Source organism: Mediterraneibacter sp. ICN-202921 (genome assembly GCF_037890075.1).
Lineage (GTDB): Bacteria > Bacillota > Clostridia > Lachnospirales > Lachnospiraceae > Mediterraneibacter > Mediterraneibacter massiliensis.
The window spans coordinates 98,459-112,979 of record NZ_JBBKBE010000004.1; the positions used below are offsets into that span (position 1 = coordinate 98,459).

Genomic DNA, 14,521 nt, shown 5'->3' on the forward strand with positions numbered 1-14,521 from the left:
CATGAAAGATGAGTTTTATTTCCCATCAAAAGATGGAAATACAGAGATCCACACAATAGAATGGAAACCGGAAGGCAGTGTAAAGGCAGTCCTGCAGCTTAGTCACGGCATGGTAGAATACATCGGCCGCTATGATGAGTTCGCCCAGTTTTTGTGTAAAGAGGGTTTTTATGTGGTGGGGAACGATCATCTTGGACATGGAAAATCGATACAGAGTAAATCCGAGTATGGATTTTTCAATGAGAAATATGGAAATGCGTGTGTTCTGGGAGATATGCATACTCTTCGCCGGCGCACGAGCAAAAAATATCCTGATGTACCGTACTATATGTTGGGACACAGTATGGGCTCCAGCCTTCTCAGGCAGTATATCCAGATGTATGGAAATGGATTAAGCGGTGCTATATTGATGGGAGTAGTGGCGGACAGAAACAAATGGCTTTTGAAGAGCGGAAAGCGTTTGTGCCGCATCATGGCGGCATGCAGAGGCTGGCACTACCGGAGCCGTCTGATAGATAATATGGCGATCGGGGCGTACAATAAACGGTTCAAGCAGGCAAAGACGAGAGCGGATTGGATCACAAGTGACGAGAAACGCCTGGAAGCATATGTGTCGGATCCTTTATGTTCGTTTATATTTACAGTAAATGCGTACTATCATATGTTCAGCGGGATGCTGAGCATGCAGAAGAAGGAGAGTATTTTTATGATTCCGAAGACCCTGCCTATCCTGCTCCTGGCAGGAGCAGAAGATCCTGTGGGAAACTGCGGCAAAGGGGTACGGAAAATATACGAAAAATATAAAACAGCCGGGATACAGGATATCACGTTAAGATTATATGCCGGGGACAGACATGAGCTTCTCAATGAGACAGACCGCACCCAAGTATATAAAGATATATGGGAGTGGTTGGAAAATGAAAATATAAAGATTGACAATAGAAAATGAAACATATATAATATTTTTATGAAAAAAACATAAAATATTTACGGAGGAAGAAAATGGCAGTAGCATCATTAGTTTTAGGTATTGTTTCTATTGTGATTGGAGTATTCTTTGGAAGTTTCGGACTGGTCGGCGGCGTGATTGGTATCGTTGGCATCATCTTGGGCGTACAGGGGAAGAAAGATCCGGCGAAAAAAGGCATGGCAACAGCTGGTTTCGTATGTTCCATTATTGGTACCGTACTCTGTCTGCTCATGTATATTGCGTGTGCAGCATGCGTCGGCGGAATCGCGGCTTTAGCATAATATTAACGTAAAGGGAATGAGTGAGAAGAGGAGTGCTTATGCATTCCTCTTTTTCAGCGCATAGGAATGGTGGAAGATGGGATTTCGGATAGGAAAGTTTATAATACCATATTATGGTCTTTGTATCGGGGCAGGCGTGATCGTGGCGGCTCTTGTCGGATGTATACTGGTACGCCGGTTTCAAAAGAAATATGATGATTTTATAACGCTTGCCGCCTTTGTGGCACTGGGCGGGCTGTTGGGAGCTAAGATTTTGTATCTTATTGTCTCCTGGAAAGATATTGATTTTTCCAGGCTGACAGACAGGGCGTATCTCTCGATGTGGCTGTCGGGCGGTTTTGTGTTTTACGGAGGGCTGATCGGCGGTTTGATCGGCGTATTCTTTTGTTGGAAGATTTTCCATATACAGGTGCTGGAATATGCTTCTATTGGGATTCCCTGTATACCGATCGTGCATGCCTTTGGAAGAATGGGATGCAGCGCTGCGGGCTGCTGCTATGGAAGACCTTATACCGGGATGGGAGCGATCACTTACACAGAGTCGCTGATCGCGCCAAATCATATATCGCTCTTTCCGGTACAGATGACAGAAGCGGTGTGCAATTTGGGGATAGCAGTGATTCTGATCGTATATATATACAGAAATCAAAGAAAGACCAGAAATAGTTTGCTGTTATATCTGATGCTCTATGCGCCGGTACGTTTCGTACTGGAGTATTTTCGCTATGACGACGCGGAGCGGGGGATCGTAAATGGGTTTTCTACTTCCCAGTGGATCAGTATGTTTGTTTTTGGGACGGCACTTTTGTGTTATATCATCAGAAAAAGGAAAAAAAGTACAAAGAATTTATGAGGAGGTTTTTTATGTTTGACGCAAACAGTACATTTTTATTTGTGTTGGCAGGAGCGGTCATCGTTTTTGTTATAGCGCAGTCGGTCTTTTTTCTTGTGCGGGCATACCGCAGAGGAAAAGCACTTAACATGGATATGAAGCAGGTGCGGAAAATGATGCTGTCGACGGCGGTGTTTACTTTTGCCCCGGCGGTATCCATCCTTCTGGGGATCATTACATTGTCGAAGTTTTTAGGTCTGCCGCTTCCCTGGCTCCGTCTGAGTGTGATCGGAGCTATTACGTATGAACTGCCGGCGGCCACGACGACGGCAAATGCCTTAGGGATAGGCGCTCTCTCTACGACGATCACGGATCCAAAAGTGTATACGGCTATTGCCTGGGTCATGACGCTGGGAATCTTTCCTGGTCTTATCTGGGTACCGCTTTTTATCAAAAAGATCCAGGGAGGTCTGGTAAAGCTTAAAAATAAGGACAGCAAGTGGGGAGACATTGTTATGACAGCGTTATTCCTGGGGATGATCTCGGCATTTCTGGGAATGGTATTCGCAGATATACGCGAAGGGTTAAAAGGCTGGATACCGATCTTTGTTCTCTTGTTTTCTGCATTTTTAATGGGAATCTGTGGGATCCTCGTGAAGAAGTGTCACATGAAGTGGCTGGAGAACTATGCTTTGCCGATCAGTATGCTGGGTGCTATGGTTTTTGCGGTATGTATTACGCCGCTGATAGGAGGTTGATATGATGGGGAAAAAAGGAAAGACCTATGATGATATGACACATATGTACGGACGCATATGGATATTGTTAGCACTGGGTATGATCTTTGCCTATCCGACAGTGACTTGTATTTATTATGATGCATGGCCGGGAATCATGCCGGTATTAAAAGGGCTTTTGGGTGTGGCTCCCATCTTTTGGACAGTGGGGCTGATCGAAGTCATAACCTTTGTGCCTATGCTGGGAACCGCAGGCTCCTATCTAGCCTTTGTAACAGGCAACCTTACGAATTTGAAAGTACCGGCAGCGCTGACAGCGATGGAAAACGCGAAAGTTAAGCCGGGTACAGAGGAAGGAGAGGTGATTTCTACGATCGCCGTGGCGACTTCTTCTATCGTGACGACAGTGATCATAGCCGCAGGAGTAGCCTTGCTCGTGCCTTTGACACCAATCTTGAATTCTCCGGTATTAAAACCGGCATTTGACAATATACTTCCGGCGTTATTCGGAGGTCTTGCTGTTGTCTACGTGAGCAAGAATTGGAAAATCTCCATTGCCCCGCTTCTATTTATGATCGTGTTATTCCTTCTGGTCCCGTCACTTTCCAGTTCGGTAGGGGTGCTGGTTCCAGTTGGAGCGTTGATCGCGATCGGTGCGGCGAGAATTTTGTATAAGAAGGGAAAACTGTAAAAGTTCGTAGAAATGATCTTTATAGGAGGAGAGGATTATATGATCATAGTATGGATAGTACTGGCTGTTATCGTGTTATTTTTGGGCATAGTATTGCTGCGCGCGGCAATGTTTGTGCCAAAGGGGGAAGTGAAGGCTTCCGGCAGTCCGGTTACATTGGATGAAAAGAAAATCGTAGATGACATGGTGGAAATGATACGTTGTAAGACAGTTTCTTACAATGAGGAGAGTCTGATAGATCAAGACGAATTTGTAAAATTTCAGAATCTGCTCCCTCGTTTATATCCAAGTGTACACGATGTATGTACACGGGAGTTCGTAGGGGAGAACGGCATGCTGTATCACTGGAAGGGAAAAACAGAAAAGGAGCCAGTTGTTTTAATGTCCCACTATGATGTGGTGCCTGCAGAAGAGTCGCTATGGGAAAAGCCTGCGTTTGAAGGGATCGTGGAAGACGGCGTGATCTGGGGGCGAGGAACACTGGATACAAAGGGAACTTTCTGTGGGATCATGGAAGCGGCAGAAAAACTGATTACAGAAGGGTTTGTGCCGGAACATGATATCTATTTTGCTTTTTCAGGACAGGAAGAGATCAACGGCCCCTCCTGTCCGGCGATCGTGGATCTTCTGGAAGAAAGGGGGATCCGTCCGGCATTAGTCGTAGACGAAGGCGGCGCAGTGGTAGAGAATGTATTTCCGGGAGTAGACAGAGAGTGTGCTTTGATCGGGATAGCGGAAAAGGGTCTGACAAATATTGAATTCAAAGCAAAGAGCAATGGAGGACATGCTTCTATGCCTCCGGTACATACGATCGTAGGAGAGCTTGCGCAGGCAGTAACAGATGTAGAAAATCATCCGTTCCCAAGGCAGATCACAAAACCAGTTCGTGAAATGCTGGACACGTTGGGCAGACATTCGAGTTTTGCTTATAAGATCTTATTCGCGAATCTGTGGTGCCTGGAAGGTTTGTTCGACAAAGTGTGCCGTGCTTCCGGCGGAGAATTAAATGCGATGGTGCGGACGACCTGCGCGATGACGAAGATGCAGGGAGGAAAGGCATTTAACGTTATTCCTCCGTCAGCTTCCATAGGCATGAATCTGCGACTTTTGGGAAAGGACACGGTAGAGTCAGCGAGGGAGTATCTGGAAAAGACCATACACAATCCCCATATCGAGGTATCGGTATATGAGGGAAGAAATCCTTCCAGAGAATCTGATACAGAATGTGCGGAGTACAAACGTCTCTGCCAGGCGGTCGCAGATACATGGACAGAGGCGATCGTCTCTCCCTATTTGATGATGGCATGTAGCGATTCCTGGCATTACTGCCGGATTACAGACCGGGTATACAAGTTTTCGGCGATGAAGCTTTCAAAAGAGGAACGTGGAATGATCCATGGGAATAATGAACGGGTGCCGGTCAAGACGCTAGTAAAAACGGTAGAATTTTTTGTGCGGCTGATGAAAATGTGTTAGGAAAGTGAAAGATACATGAAAGTAAATTTAACAGAAGGTTCCGTGGCGAAAAAAATGCTGCTCTTTTCCCTGCCTTTAATGGCAGGGAATCTTTTACAGCAGTGCTATAATATTGCGGATACATTGATCGTCGGACGCTTCATAGGTGCAAATGCACTGGCGGCAGTAGGCTCTGCGTATACTCTCATGACATTTCTTACCTCGATCATTCTGGGATTATGTATGGGGAGCGGCGCGCTGTTTTCTATACGTTATGGGGAACGGGATGAGGAGACCCTGAAGAAAAGTATAGCAGTCTCCTTTCTTTTGATCGGAAGCCTGACGATCATACTAAATATTGCAGTCTTTTTGGGAATCGACGGAATACTTTGGTTTTTGCGGGTTCCGGAAGCTGTATATAAGATGATGAGAGATTATCTGATGATCATTTTTGCCGGGATCGGCGCCACCTTTTTATATAATTATTTTGCCTGTCTTTTGCGGGCAGCAGGGGAATCGTTTATCCCTCTTGTATTTCTTGCCGTCTGTGCTCTCTTGAATGTGATCCTGGATTTTGGGTTTGTGCTCGGTCTCCATGCAGGGGTGGGCGGCGCGGCATTTGCGACAGTGCTGTCTCAGCTTGTATCAGGGATTGGCATCACATTGTATACATGGTTTAGACGGAAAGAATTTCGGATAAAGAGAAAACATTTACAGATAAAGAAAAAACTAATCATAGAAATTTTTCAGTTTTCTTTTTTGACATCCGTACAGCAATCGGTGATGAATCTGGGAATTTTGATGGTACAGGGACTGGTGAACAGTTTCGGACCGGGGGTGATGGCAGCCTTTGCGGCGGCGGTGAAGATCGATTCTTTTGCGTACATGCCGGTACAAGATTTCGGCAATGCATTTTCTACCTTTGTGGCGCAAAATTATGGGGCAGGAAAACCGGAGAGGATTCGGGAAGGGTGCAGAAAGGCAGTATATCTTGTATCAGGTTTTTGTATAGTGATCTCGGCGGCAGTTTGGCTGCTGGCAAAACCGCTGTTGTCTCTTTTTATTGAGGCGGACAGGACAAAGATCCTGGCGGTGGGAGTGCAGTATCTGCATATAGAAGGAGCTTTTTATATTGGGATAGGATATTTGTTCTTATTCTATGGATATTACAGAGCTGTGAGAAGACCGGGAATGTCGGTCGTACTGACTGTCATATCACTTGGTACACGGGTGGCGCTTGCCTATCTCTTGTCGTCTACGGCTTTAGGAGTGACCGGTATCTGGTGGTCTGTTCCGATCGGATGGGCACTGGCAGATATGGCAGGATGGCTGTATTATATAAAACTAAGAAAGACTTCTGCGCTGCAGAAGTCTCCGCCTGCGCAGAGTTGATACAGCAAAAAAACTGTGGAAAAGTGGAGGTTAATCCACTTTCCACAGTCCGAGAGCAGGCGTTTTCACAAAATAAATCTCTTCGCCGTCTTTTAGTGTGTTCCATCCCTCTTTCAGCGTATGAGGGTTATAGGTTTTAATAGCCTGTTCGTATTCCATCCAGTCATATCCGACATTGTTGATTTCTTCTTTACTCAAATTGTCAGATCTTGTGCAGTATGTAACATGAAAACGGCCATCAGCAGAACCTTGGATCAGATGAGCCGCTGCCATGATACGATCCTGAAATATCCCTTTGTTAAACAGATCCAGTACATAGTCCCGTCCTTTATATCCAAAGGTGCGGATCATCTCATCCATCTCTTTGTTTTCCCCGAACGCTTTTACGCCCGGTGCCAGTACAATGAGTTCTCCGCCGTCGGCCACTGCCATCCGGGTACGGTAGATGCCTTTATTTCCCACCCAGGTTGTTTTTAACTCATACGGATCCAGATAGGTGACGACCTTTTTCGCCGGTCGTCCGATATGGGTGATGTTTAACTTATCTGCCAGCGCACAGGCATGTTCAAAAGGCTTACGGGAAGAACCGATGTACAGACCTTTTAAAGATACTTGTTCCTGCGGATCCAAAGTAGTGACTGTCTGGATATAGACGAGCGGAAGCTCTGTCAGAAAATGTTCCTGGGCATAGTCAAATACTTTCCTTGCAGGAGAGTCGGCAACACCCAATGCCTGTTCCATTCCGCAGATGGCACTGAGCATGTGGGATTTGTTGATCATCTGGCGTCCGCCGATCCCGACGAAAATATTTTTACTGTAATTTGCCATTCCTACTACTTCATGCGGAACGACCTGTCCTACGGACAGGATCAGATCATAGCCGCCATGGATCAGTTTTTCATTTACTTCCACTTCAATATCTGTAGAGTAAAGCCCTCCGGAGATTTCCTCCACCACAGATTTAGGTACTGTACCGATGGAAATCGTATCCGTCTGCCAGTGATGGACGAGAAAAGCAGAATCCGGGATGACCCCGTGAAACATCTTTTCCTTCTCCTGGGCATCCATTTCCATATGTGTGCCCAGCGCAGGCATGACGTGTACCTGCGCCTGTGGGGACAATTTTTTATATAGAATCTGGGTGATCTCACCCGCATATGAGTAACAGCGGGTGAAGTCCGGGGGAATGATGAGTACTTTTCGGACATCCGGATACTGCGCCAGAAGTTGTTCCACAGACTGCATTGTTTTTGCAGGTGAAATGCCGTTTTCATTTGTAACGTAGATTTCTTTCATGTGTTCTTCACTCCCTTGGTCTTATACAGCTTAGTCTTCGAATTTTAATACGATCTTTAAGACATCCTGCGGATGTTCTTTGATCATAGTTAAGGCATCCATGATATCTTTATAATTATATGCCTTTGTCATCAATTCTTCTGGATGGAGACTGCCGTCTTCGAATCCTTCGATGACCTCATCAAAACAGTGATTGTTCAGACGAGAACCTACAATAGTCAGTTCTTTTTTTGTGATCTCCGCCATACAGATATTCGACGGCTTATCTTTCAGACCGATACATACGACACGTCCGGCTGGGCATGCTAACTGTACAGACTGCTCAAAAGAAGACGGGATACATACTGTATCGACTACCACAGGAATTCCTTCACCGTCAGTAAATCGATCTAAGCGTTCTTCTAAGTTTTCTTCAGAAACAAGGACGGTTTCATCAGCGCCCATTGCCTTTGCTTTTTCCAGACGTTCTTTGACAAGATCTGTCATGATGACCTGTGCGCCGTTGCGTTTTGCAACCTGCATAGCGCAGATACCGATCGGACCGGATCCCATGATCAGGACTTTGTCGCCTTCTTTGATCTGTCCTCGATTATTGATCTCCACACCGATCGTAAAGGGCTCTACCAGGCCGAGCAGAGATTCATCAAACTTTTTGTGGAAAAGATGTATGTTCTGGGCCGGAGCTTTGACATACTCAGCAAATCCTCCGTCTCTGTGCACACCCATGACCTCCAGGTCCCGGCATACGTTGTGTCTGCCGATACGGCAGGCATAGCAGTGTCCGCAGCTGATGACAGGATCCACGGCAACCTGATCGCCTGGTTTGATATTTTCGACAGCAGAGCCCACAGACTCCACGATCCCGCCGAATTCATGGCCGATCAGACGTGGATATGTAGCCAGAGAGTTGGTCCCATTCCATATGCCAATATCAGAACCGCAGATACCTCCTGAAGTAACGCGCACAATGACATCATCTGGATTTTCAATTTCTGGTTTCGGTACATCTACGATCTCTACTTTAAATGGTTCAATAACTTTAATGGCTTTCATGGCATTTCCTCCTGTTAAATACAACAAATATATTTCATTAAACACAATATAACATACGACGTCATACGTGTCAATTGCAAAACAAAGAATCCTGTGGTAGAATATCCATAAAAGACAGTTGTCAAAAGTGATGTGCATATGGCCGTTTGACGGACTGGACATGGAAATAAAATAGAGCGGGAGAAGAAATATGGGTCTGGAAACAATACAGGGAAATGACAAATCTTTGCCGGAACTGGTAGCGGGACAGATTACCAGTCTGATCGCGGATAATGAATATAAAAAAGGAGAAAAGCTGCCCAATGAATTTCAGCTTGCACAATCTCTGAACGTAGGGAGAGGAACGATCCGGGAGGCAATTAAAATCCTGGTGTCAAAAAATATCGTAGAAATCCGCCGTGGACTGGGGACCTTTGTTGCTGAAAAGCCGGGACTTGTCTCGGATCCTCTTGGATTGGAATTTATGAAAAATAAGAAGAAACTGACAAAAGATCTTCTGGAAGTGCGTATCATGATAGAACCGGAGATCTCGGCGTTGGCTGCAAAAAGGGCAACAGAAGAGGATATAGAAAAGATCCTGGCTGCATGTCGGGCGGTAGAAGTAAAGATATGCAGCGGAGAATCTTTTGAGGAGGAAGATATAGCTTTCCATAGGCTGATCGCCAAAAGCAGCAAGAATCAGGTTGTGCTGAATGTTCTGCCGGTGATCCATTCTGCGATAAAAGAATTGGTAGAAGCCACCAACGCAAAACTGACGGAGCAAACGGTCTTGACTCACAGGATGGTAGCAGAGGCTATCGCGCAGAGAGATCCGCAGAAGGCAAAAGAAGCTATGCTGGAGCATATGCTGTATAATAAAGAGTATCTGGTGAAACATTGAATGTAGACCACAGGTTTTCTAATATGAAAAAGAAAACCTGCGGTTTTTAAGTGGGAGAGGAAGAACTTATGAAAGCTTTATCTTATAGAAATAGTAAAATAGTAACGGAAATCCGTTTATATAGTGCGAAATAGATAGAAGTGTATAACAAAATAGACAGATAAGAAAAAACGGGCTGGGAAAAGTGATAAAAAAATCAAAAAAACAATGGAGCATTATTGACAAAATATACAAATAGTGCTATTGTACACAATAAGTAATACATAAATGCATGCAAAGATGTATTATACAATGTCAGTAAAGAGAAAAGGAGAACGTTATGAAAAAGAAAATCGTGTCATTGTTTTTAGTTGGTGCTATGGTAGCAGCAACAGCCGTAGGATGTGGAAGTGTAAAGACAGATAATGAGGCAGGCGGAAGTTCCGATAAAGCTGAAAAGGCAGCAGGAAAAGATGCTTATGCTGATGATATCAAAATTGCATTTTTGCCAAACGTAATCGGTGATTCTTGTGCAGCTGCATGGGCAGAAGGTATGGAATCTTATCTGAACAACTTCTCAAATGTAACATTTGACGTATATGATGGAGAGGCATCTGTTGATACAGAAGTACAGATCATGGATGAATTGATCAATCAGAAGTATGATGCAATCATTCTGCAGGCAACGGATGCGGCAGGACTTGCTTCTTCTGTAGACAAAGCAGAAGCTGCCGGTATTCCGGTTATTACATGTAATTTAGATGCAGATACTACCCATGCAGGCTTGGTAGCAGGAGTTGACGTTGAAGCAGGTGAAAAGATTGCAGAAGCAATTGGCGAGAGTCTTGGCGGAGAAGGAAAAGTTGTCATTATTTCTGCTACACCGGGAGCAACAAAAGGTGAGAATATCGATAAAGGCTTTAAAGCAGTTATGGAAGAAACATATCCGAATATCGAAATTTTGGATGAACAGTCTGGCGAATGGCTGACAGAAAATGCTAACACAGTTATGACAGACTTCCTTACAAAATATTCTGAGATCGATGCAGTTCTCTGCCACAATGACGCTATGGCTGAAGGCGCAGCAGAAGCGGTAAAAGCAGCAGGAAGAGAAATGCAGGTATGGGGTGTTGACGGTGAATCTAAGATGTTAGAGTACATCGAGCAGGGACTTTGTACAGGAACAGTTTATACAAATGCACAGACACAGGGCGTTGCATGTGCGCAGTTTGCTATGTATGCAATAGAAACAGGAAGTCTGGCAAGTACATTGAGCGAAACACCTGTAGTGAAGATGGCACCGGTTGTAGTAACAGCAGACAATGTAGCTGAAATCACAGAGGATATGCGTTGGTAATTCATTAGAGCAAAAGCAGTATAACAGCAGATTAGCAGTCGGCTGTAAGGTAGGAGGAATATACTTATGAGACAGGAAAATATGCGGCGTCTGATATCGGTCGCATCGCTGGTGATCATCATGCTTGTATTTGGACTGACCAGTGATTCGTTTTTCACGGCGGATAATATGCTGAACATTTTAAGAGAATGTGCGGTTACCGGTATTATCGCCATCGGCGTGACATTTGTTATCATTACAGCGGGGATCGATTTATCGACCGGCGCAGCCGTAGGCTTTGCAGGTATGCTTTGTGCTAATCTGCTGTATAATTATCAGTTGTCGGCAGGACTGATAATGGTAATTTCCATTTTAACAGGACTTGCATGTGGTGTGTTAAATGGTTTTATTGTAACGAAATTAAGAGTACCAGAATTTATTGCAACTTTATCTACACAGTATCTGTTCCGCTCGATGGTGTTTGTTTTTGCGATCCGGGAAGCCGGAGTCATCAGTAATAAGAAGATCGAAGACCCGGGCATCCTGATCATGGGAGGAAGCATCAACGGAATTTATCTTGTGACAATAGCCTTTGTGCTTTTGGCAGTGATCGGACAGATTGTTTTAAAGAAGACAAAATTCGGTACATATGTGTATGCTACAGGCGCCAACAGAAAATCAGCTGAATTATCCGGTATCAATACGGATAAGGTCCGCTGGATGGTATTTATCCTTACCGGTTTTCTGTGTGGTGTAGCAGCAATCTTCCAGATCGGAAGAGTAGGAAGTGTGACGACAGACTTAGGAACGGGTTTGGAATTTGATATCATTGCAGCAGTAGTTATCGGCGGATGCGCATTTGCGGGAGGCCGAGGAGATGTGTTCGGTTCTGCGGTAGGCGCTATTTTCATGGCAGTATTGCAGAATGGTATATTGAAGTATAACCTTCCGACAGCTGCCCAGCTGGTAGTAAAGGGAGTTGTTATCGTTATTATGATTATCTTTGATGCGGTATATAATGATATCATGCAGAAACGTATCCAGAGGAAAGCCAGAGAAGACGATACAGAATCAGCAAAAATGGCAGGAGGTGAAGCGTAATGTCAGCATTATTAGAAATGAAAGATATTGAGAAAAGCTTCAATGGATCTCCTGTATTGAAGAAAGTGGATTTTTCCGTGGAAGCAGGTGAAGTACATGCGCTCATGGGAGAAAATGGAGCCGGTAAATCTACTTTGATCAAGATCCTGACAGGGATATATCCAAAGGACGGAGGGCAGATCTACTGGAACGGACAGCCGGTGGAGATCAATAACAGAAACGACGCTTCTAAATTAGGGATCGGCGTTATCTATCAGGAACTGAGTCTGATCCCGACACTGACAGTCATGCAAAATGTTATGCTCGGCAAAGAAGAAAGCAAGGCCGGATTTGTCAGTGCCAGAAAGATGCGAAAAAGAGTTTCTGAATTGATCAATAAATATGGTTTTGGAATCAAACCGGATGCAATCGTAGAGACACTTACGATCGCACAGCGACAGACGATTGAGATACTGAAAGCCTTAAGTGAAGAATCCAAACTGATCATCATGGATGAACCTACGGCTTCTCTGAGTACAAAAGAATCGGACGCTTTGTTCGGGATCATCGAGCAGCTGCGTAAAGACGGAGTAAGCGTCATTTATATCTCACACCGTCTGGAAGAAGTATATCGTCTGTCTGACAGGCTTACTGTTCTGCGGGACGGCGCAAGAGTTGCAACACTTACAAAAGAACAGATCATTCCGGCGGAAGTAGTCCGTCTTATGATCGGAAAAGAATTGAGTGAGGCAACAGCCTCAAATAATCTGACAACGTCAGATAAACCGGTCAGATTGAAAGTAGATAATCTGACGAAAAAAGGAATCTTTAAAAACATCAGTTTTGATATACATGAAGGCGAGATCGTCGGATTTGCCGGACTGGTCGGAGCCGGAAGGACAGAAGTGATGCGCTGTATCTATGGAGCAGATCCGTGCGACAGCGGTACAGTGGAATTTGAAGGCAAACCTTTGGCAAGGAAAATCACAGACAGTATCAAAAACGGTTTCGGCTTTGTGCCTGAGGACAGAAGGAATCAAGGTTTCACACCTCTTTTGTCTATTGAGCGGAATGTAGCCCTGACGAATTATGATACATTGGCAGCCAGTGGCTTTGTAAAGAGCGGAAAAGAAAAAGAACTGGGAAAAGAGATGGTAGATCGATTGAATATCAAGCCGAATAATCCGCTGATCCCAGTGGGGAATCTTTCCGGAGGAAACCAGCAGAAGGCAGTTCTTGCAAAATGGCTGAGCCGTGATCTGAAGCTGCTGATCATTGACGAGCCTACGGCAGGTATCGATATCGGCGCAAAAGAAGAAATCTACAAGATTTTGGAAGAATTGGCTGCACATGGTACATCTGTTATCATGGTATCCTCTGATCTGCAGGAACTTCTGCGGGTATCACAGAGAATCATTGTCATGAGAAAAGGTGAGATATTTACAGAATTCTCAAGCGGCAAGATCACACAGGAAGACATTCTGATGGCAGAGTCAGGAATTCTCACGAAGGAGGCAGGAAAAGATGAATAAGGATAAGGCTAAAAAACTGTTTGGGAAATCCCAGAGATTGTGGATTCTCGTAGCTATCATGCTGGTTCTTACGATCCTTCAGCCGGGTGTGTTCTTGACGGGAGCAAATATGAAAAGTATCCTGTTGTCGATTTCTGTCTACGGAATCATGGTCTGTGGAACGATCTTCCCGATCCTGCTGGGTGGGATCGACTTATCGGTCGGCGCAGTTGCAGCTGCGGCAGGAGCTCTTGCCGTTACGCAGATCGTAAAATATGAGTATTCCACAACTGGGGTTATTATTGGTGTGGCAGGCGGACTGCTTCTTGGATGTGCTGTCGGGCTGGTCCATGGGCTGATCGTTACACAGTTTGGCGTACCGGCATTTTTGATCACGCTGGCATCCCAGAATATTGTATATGGTATAGCCCAGCTTTTGACTGGAAACAATGTTATCCCTTGTATGAAACCGGCATCCTTTGCATTTCTTGGAGGAGGCAGATTGTTAGGGATTCCGTTCTCTGTTTATATTATGGCACTCATGGCAGTCCTGTCATACATTATATTAAATAAGACGGTGTTTGGACGAAATGTGTATGCAGTAGGAGGTAATCCGGAAGCGTGCCGGCTCTCCGGTGTAAGGAGTCGTCTGGTAACGATCGCTGCTTATGTAGCGTCCGGCTTCACGGCAGCTCTTGCCGGAATCGTGTTGGCAAGTATGAACCGTCAGGCAATCGCAAAGGCAGCACAGGGATATGATAACTTCGTACTGACAGCTTTAGTTGTCGGCGGAGCGTCTCTGATGGGTGGTGAAGGTTCTGTCCTGGCAGCTATATGGGGAGCGTTCCTGGTAGGCGTTGTACAAAATGGTCTGCGTCTGATGGGCGTGGCATCTGACTACCATGGCATTTTCAAATGTATTGTTATCATAGCGGCGGTTGCTCTGGATGCACATGTAAGATACAAGAAGAGTGGTCTGCAAAAAGGCGGATTGCTCAAGAAAAAAGCAAAAGCAGCAGAATAAAAAG

The 14,521-nt window shown here is 45.1% G+C and carries 14 protein-coding genes; 12 read left to right on the forward strand and 2 right to left on the reverse strand.

What is annotated here, in order from left to right; genetic code table 11:
- The first annotated feature begins 1 nt into the window (after position 1).
- The 7 genes from WKT01_RS05090 (at position 2) to WKT01_RS05120 (ending at position 6,358) form a co-directional block, all read left to right on the forward strand.
- Positions 2–949, forward strand: coding sequence for an alpha/beta fold hydrolase (locus tag WKT01_RS05090; protein WP_117975093.1), 948 nt, complete (start codon positions 2–4; stop codon positions 947–949).
- A gap of 53 nt (positions 950–1,002) precedes the next feature.
- Positions 1,003–1,251 (forward strand): hypothetical protein, encoded by a 249-nt coding sequence (locus tag WKT01_RS05095; RefSeq protein ID WP_059067290.1) that lies wholly within the window; start codon positions 1,003–1,005, stop codon positions 1,249–1,251.
- A 76-nt stretch (positions 1,252–1,327) separates the two neighbouring features.
- The gene (locus WKT01_RS05100; protein WP_117975094.1) at positions 1,328–2,104 is read left to right on the forward strand and encodes a prolipoprotein diacylglyceryl transferase; all 777 of its coding nucleotides are present in this window, start codon (positions 1,328–1,330) and stop codon (positions 2,102–2,104) included.
- Positions 2,105–2,115: 11 nt separating this feature from the next.
- Positions 2,116–2,841: a DUF5058 family protein gene (locus tag WKT01_RS05105; protein ID WP_059067294.1), complete on the forward strand. Its 726-nt coding sequence runs from the start codon at positions 2,116–2,118 to the stop codon at positions 2,839–2,841.
- Between the two features lies 1 nt (position 2,842).
- The gene (locus tag WKT01_RS05110; protein WP_059067296.1) at positions 2,843–3,511 is read left to right on the forward strand and encodes a hypothetical protein; all 669 of its coding nucleotides are present in this window, start codon (positions 2,843–2,845) and stop codon (positions 3,509–3,511) included.
- Positions 3,512–3,550: 39 nt separating this feature from the next.
- Positions 3,551–4,987: a M20/M25/M40 family metallo-hydrolase gene (locus WKT01_RS05115; protein WP_117975095.1), complete on the forward strand. Its 1,437-nt coding sequence runs from the start codon at positions 3,551–3,553 to the stop codon at positions 4,985–4,987.
- 15 nt (positions 4,988–5,002) lie between these two features.
- Positions 5,003–6,358 carry an MATE family efflux transporter gene (locus WKT01_RS05120; RefSeq protein WP_117975096.1) on the forward strand — a complete coding sequence of 452 codons (1,356 nt, stop codon included), beginning with the start codon at positions 5,003–5,005 and terminating at the stop codon, positions 6,356–6,358.
- Positions 6,359–6,388: 30 nt separating this feature from the next.
- On the opposite strand, the gene WKT01_RS05125 is transcribed toward WKT01_RS05120, so the two are convergent.
- Both WKT01_RS05125 and WKT01_RS05130 read right to left on the reverse strand, forming a co-directional pair.
- Positions 6,389–7,654: a lactate racemase domain-containing protein gene (locus tag WKT01_RS05125; RefSeq protein WP_117975097.1), complete on the reverse strand. Its 1,266-nt coding sequence runs from the start codon at positions 7,652–7,654 to the stop codon at positions 6,389–6,391.
- Between the two features lie 30 nt (positions 7,655–7,684).
- Positions 7,685–8,707, reverse strand: a complete 1,023-nt coding sequence (locus WKT01_RS05130) for a zinc-binding alcohol dehydrogenase family protein (protein ID WP_270395460.1) — start codon at positions 8,705–8,707, stop codon at positions 7,685–7,687.
- A 190-nt stretch (positions 8,708–8,897) separates the two neighbouring features.
- Between WKT01_RS05130 and WKT01_RS05135 the strand changes: the two genes are divergently transcribed.
- From WKT01_RS05135 to WKT01_RS05155, 5 genes are all read left to right on the forward strand, one after another.
- Positions 8,898–9,587, forward strand: a complete 690-nt coding sequence (locus WKT01_RS05135) for a FadR/GntR family transcriptional regulator (RefSeq protein WP_117975099.1) — start codon at positions 8,898–8,900, stop codon at positions 9,585–9,587.
- Positions 9,588–9,906: 319 nt separating this feature from the next.
- Positions 9,907–10,923 carry a sugar ABC transporter substrate-binding protein gene (locus tag WKT01_RS05140; protein ID WP_059067307.1) on the forward strand — a complete coding sequence of 339 codons (1,017 nt, stop codon included), beginning with the start codon at positions 9,907–9,909 and terminating at the stop codon, positions 10,921–10,923.
- Positions 10,924–10,989: 66 nt separating this feature from the next.
- The gene (locus WKT01_RS05145) at positions 10,990–12,003 is read left to right on the forward strand and encodes an ABC transporter permease (protein WP_117975100.1); all 1,014 of its coding nucleotides are present in this window, start codon (positions 10,990–10,992) and stop codon (positions 12,001–12,003) included.
- On the forward strand, positions 12,003–13,514 hold the full coding sequence (locus tag WKT01_RS05150; RefSeq protein ID WP_117975101.1) for a sugar ABC transporter ATP-binding protein: 1,512 nt from the start codon (positions 12,003–12,005) through the stop codon (positions 13,512–13,514). Before WKT01_RS05145 ends, WKT01_RS05150 begins: the two co-directional genes overlap by 1 nt.
- On the forward strand, positions 13,507–14,517 hold the full coding sequence (locus tag WKT01_RS05155) for an ABC transporter permease (protein WP_117975102.1): 1,011 nt from the start codon (positions 13,507–13,509) through the stop codon (positions 14,515–14,517). The genes WKT01_RS05150 and WKT01_RS05155 overlap by 8 nt, the downstream gene beginning before the upstream one ends.
- Positions 14,518–14,521: the final 4 nt, after the last annotated feature.

Excerpts from the sequence above, each read along its gene's own strand:
- WKT01_RS05090 (WP_117975093.1), top strand. The coding sequence starts at position 2 with ATGAAAGATGAGTTTTATTTCCCATCAAAAGATGGAAATACAGAGATC.
- WKT01_RS05095 (WP_059067290.1), top strand. The coding sequence starts at position 1,003 with ATGGCAGTAGCATCATTAGTTTTAGGTATTGTTTCTATTGTGATTGGA.
- WKT01_RS05100 (WP_117975094.1), top strand. The coding sequence starts at position 1,328 with ATGGGATTTCGGATAGGAAAGTTTATAATACCATATTATGGTCTTTGT.
- WKT01_RS05105 (WP_059067294.1), top strand. The coding sequence starts at position 2,116 with ATGTTTGACGCAAACAGTACATTTTTATTTGTGTTGGCAGGAGCGGTC.
- WKT01_RS05110 (WP_059067296.1), top strand. The coding sequence starts at position 2,843 with ATGATGGGGAAAAAAGGAAAGACCTATGATGATATGACACATATGTAC.
- WKT01_RS05115 (WP_117975095.1), top strand. The coding sequence starts at position 3,551 with ATGATCATAGTATGGATAGTACTGGCTGTTATCGTGTTATTTTTGGGC.
- WKT01_RS05120 (WP_117975096.1), top strand. The coding sequence starts at position 5,003 with ATGAAAGTAAATTTAACAGAAGGTTCCGTGGCGAAAAAAATGCTGCTC.
- WKT01_RS05125 (WP_117975097.1), bottom strand. The coding sequence starts at position 7,654 with ATGAAAGAAATCTACGTTACAAATGAAAACGGCATTTCACCTGCAAAA.
- WKT01_RS05130 (WP_270395460.1), bottom strand. The coding sequence starts at position 8,707 with ATGAAAGCCATTAAAGTTATTGAACCATTTAAAGTAGAGATCGTAGAT.
- WKT01_RS05135 (WP_117975099.1), top strand. The coding sequence starts at position 8,898 with ATGGGTCTGGAAACAATACAGGGAAATGACAAATCTTTGCCGGAACTG.
- WKT01_RS05140 (WP_059067307.1), top strand. The coding sequence starts at position 9,907 with ATGAAAAAGAAAATCGTGTCATTGTTTTTAGTTGGTGCTATGGTAGCA.
- WKT01_RS05145 (WP_117975100.1), top strand. The coding sequence starts at position 10,990 with ATGAGACAGGAAAATATGCGGCGTCTGATATCGGTCGCATCGCTGGTG.
- WKT01_RS05150 (WP_117975101.1), top strand. The coding sequence starts at position 12,003 with ATGTCAGCATTATTAGAAATGAAAGATATTGAGAAAAGCTTCAATGGA.
- WKT01_RS05155 (WP_117975102.1), top strand. The coding sequence starts at position 13,507 with ATGAATAAGGATAAGGCTAAAAAACTGTTTGGGAAATCCCAGAGATTG.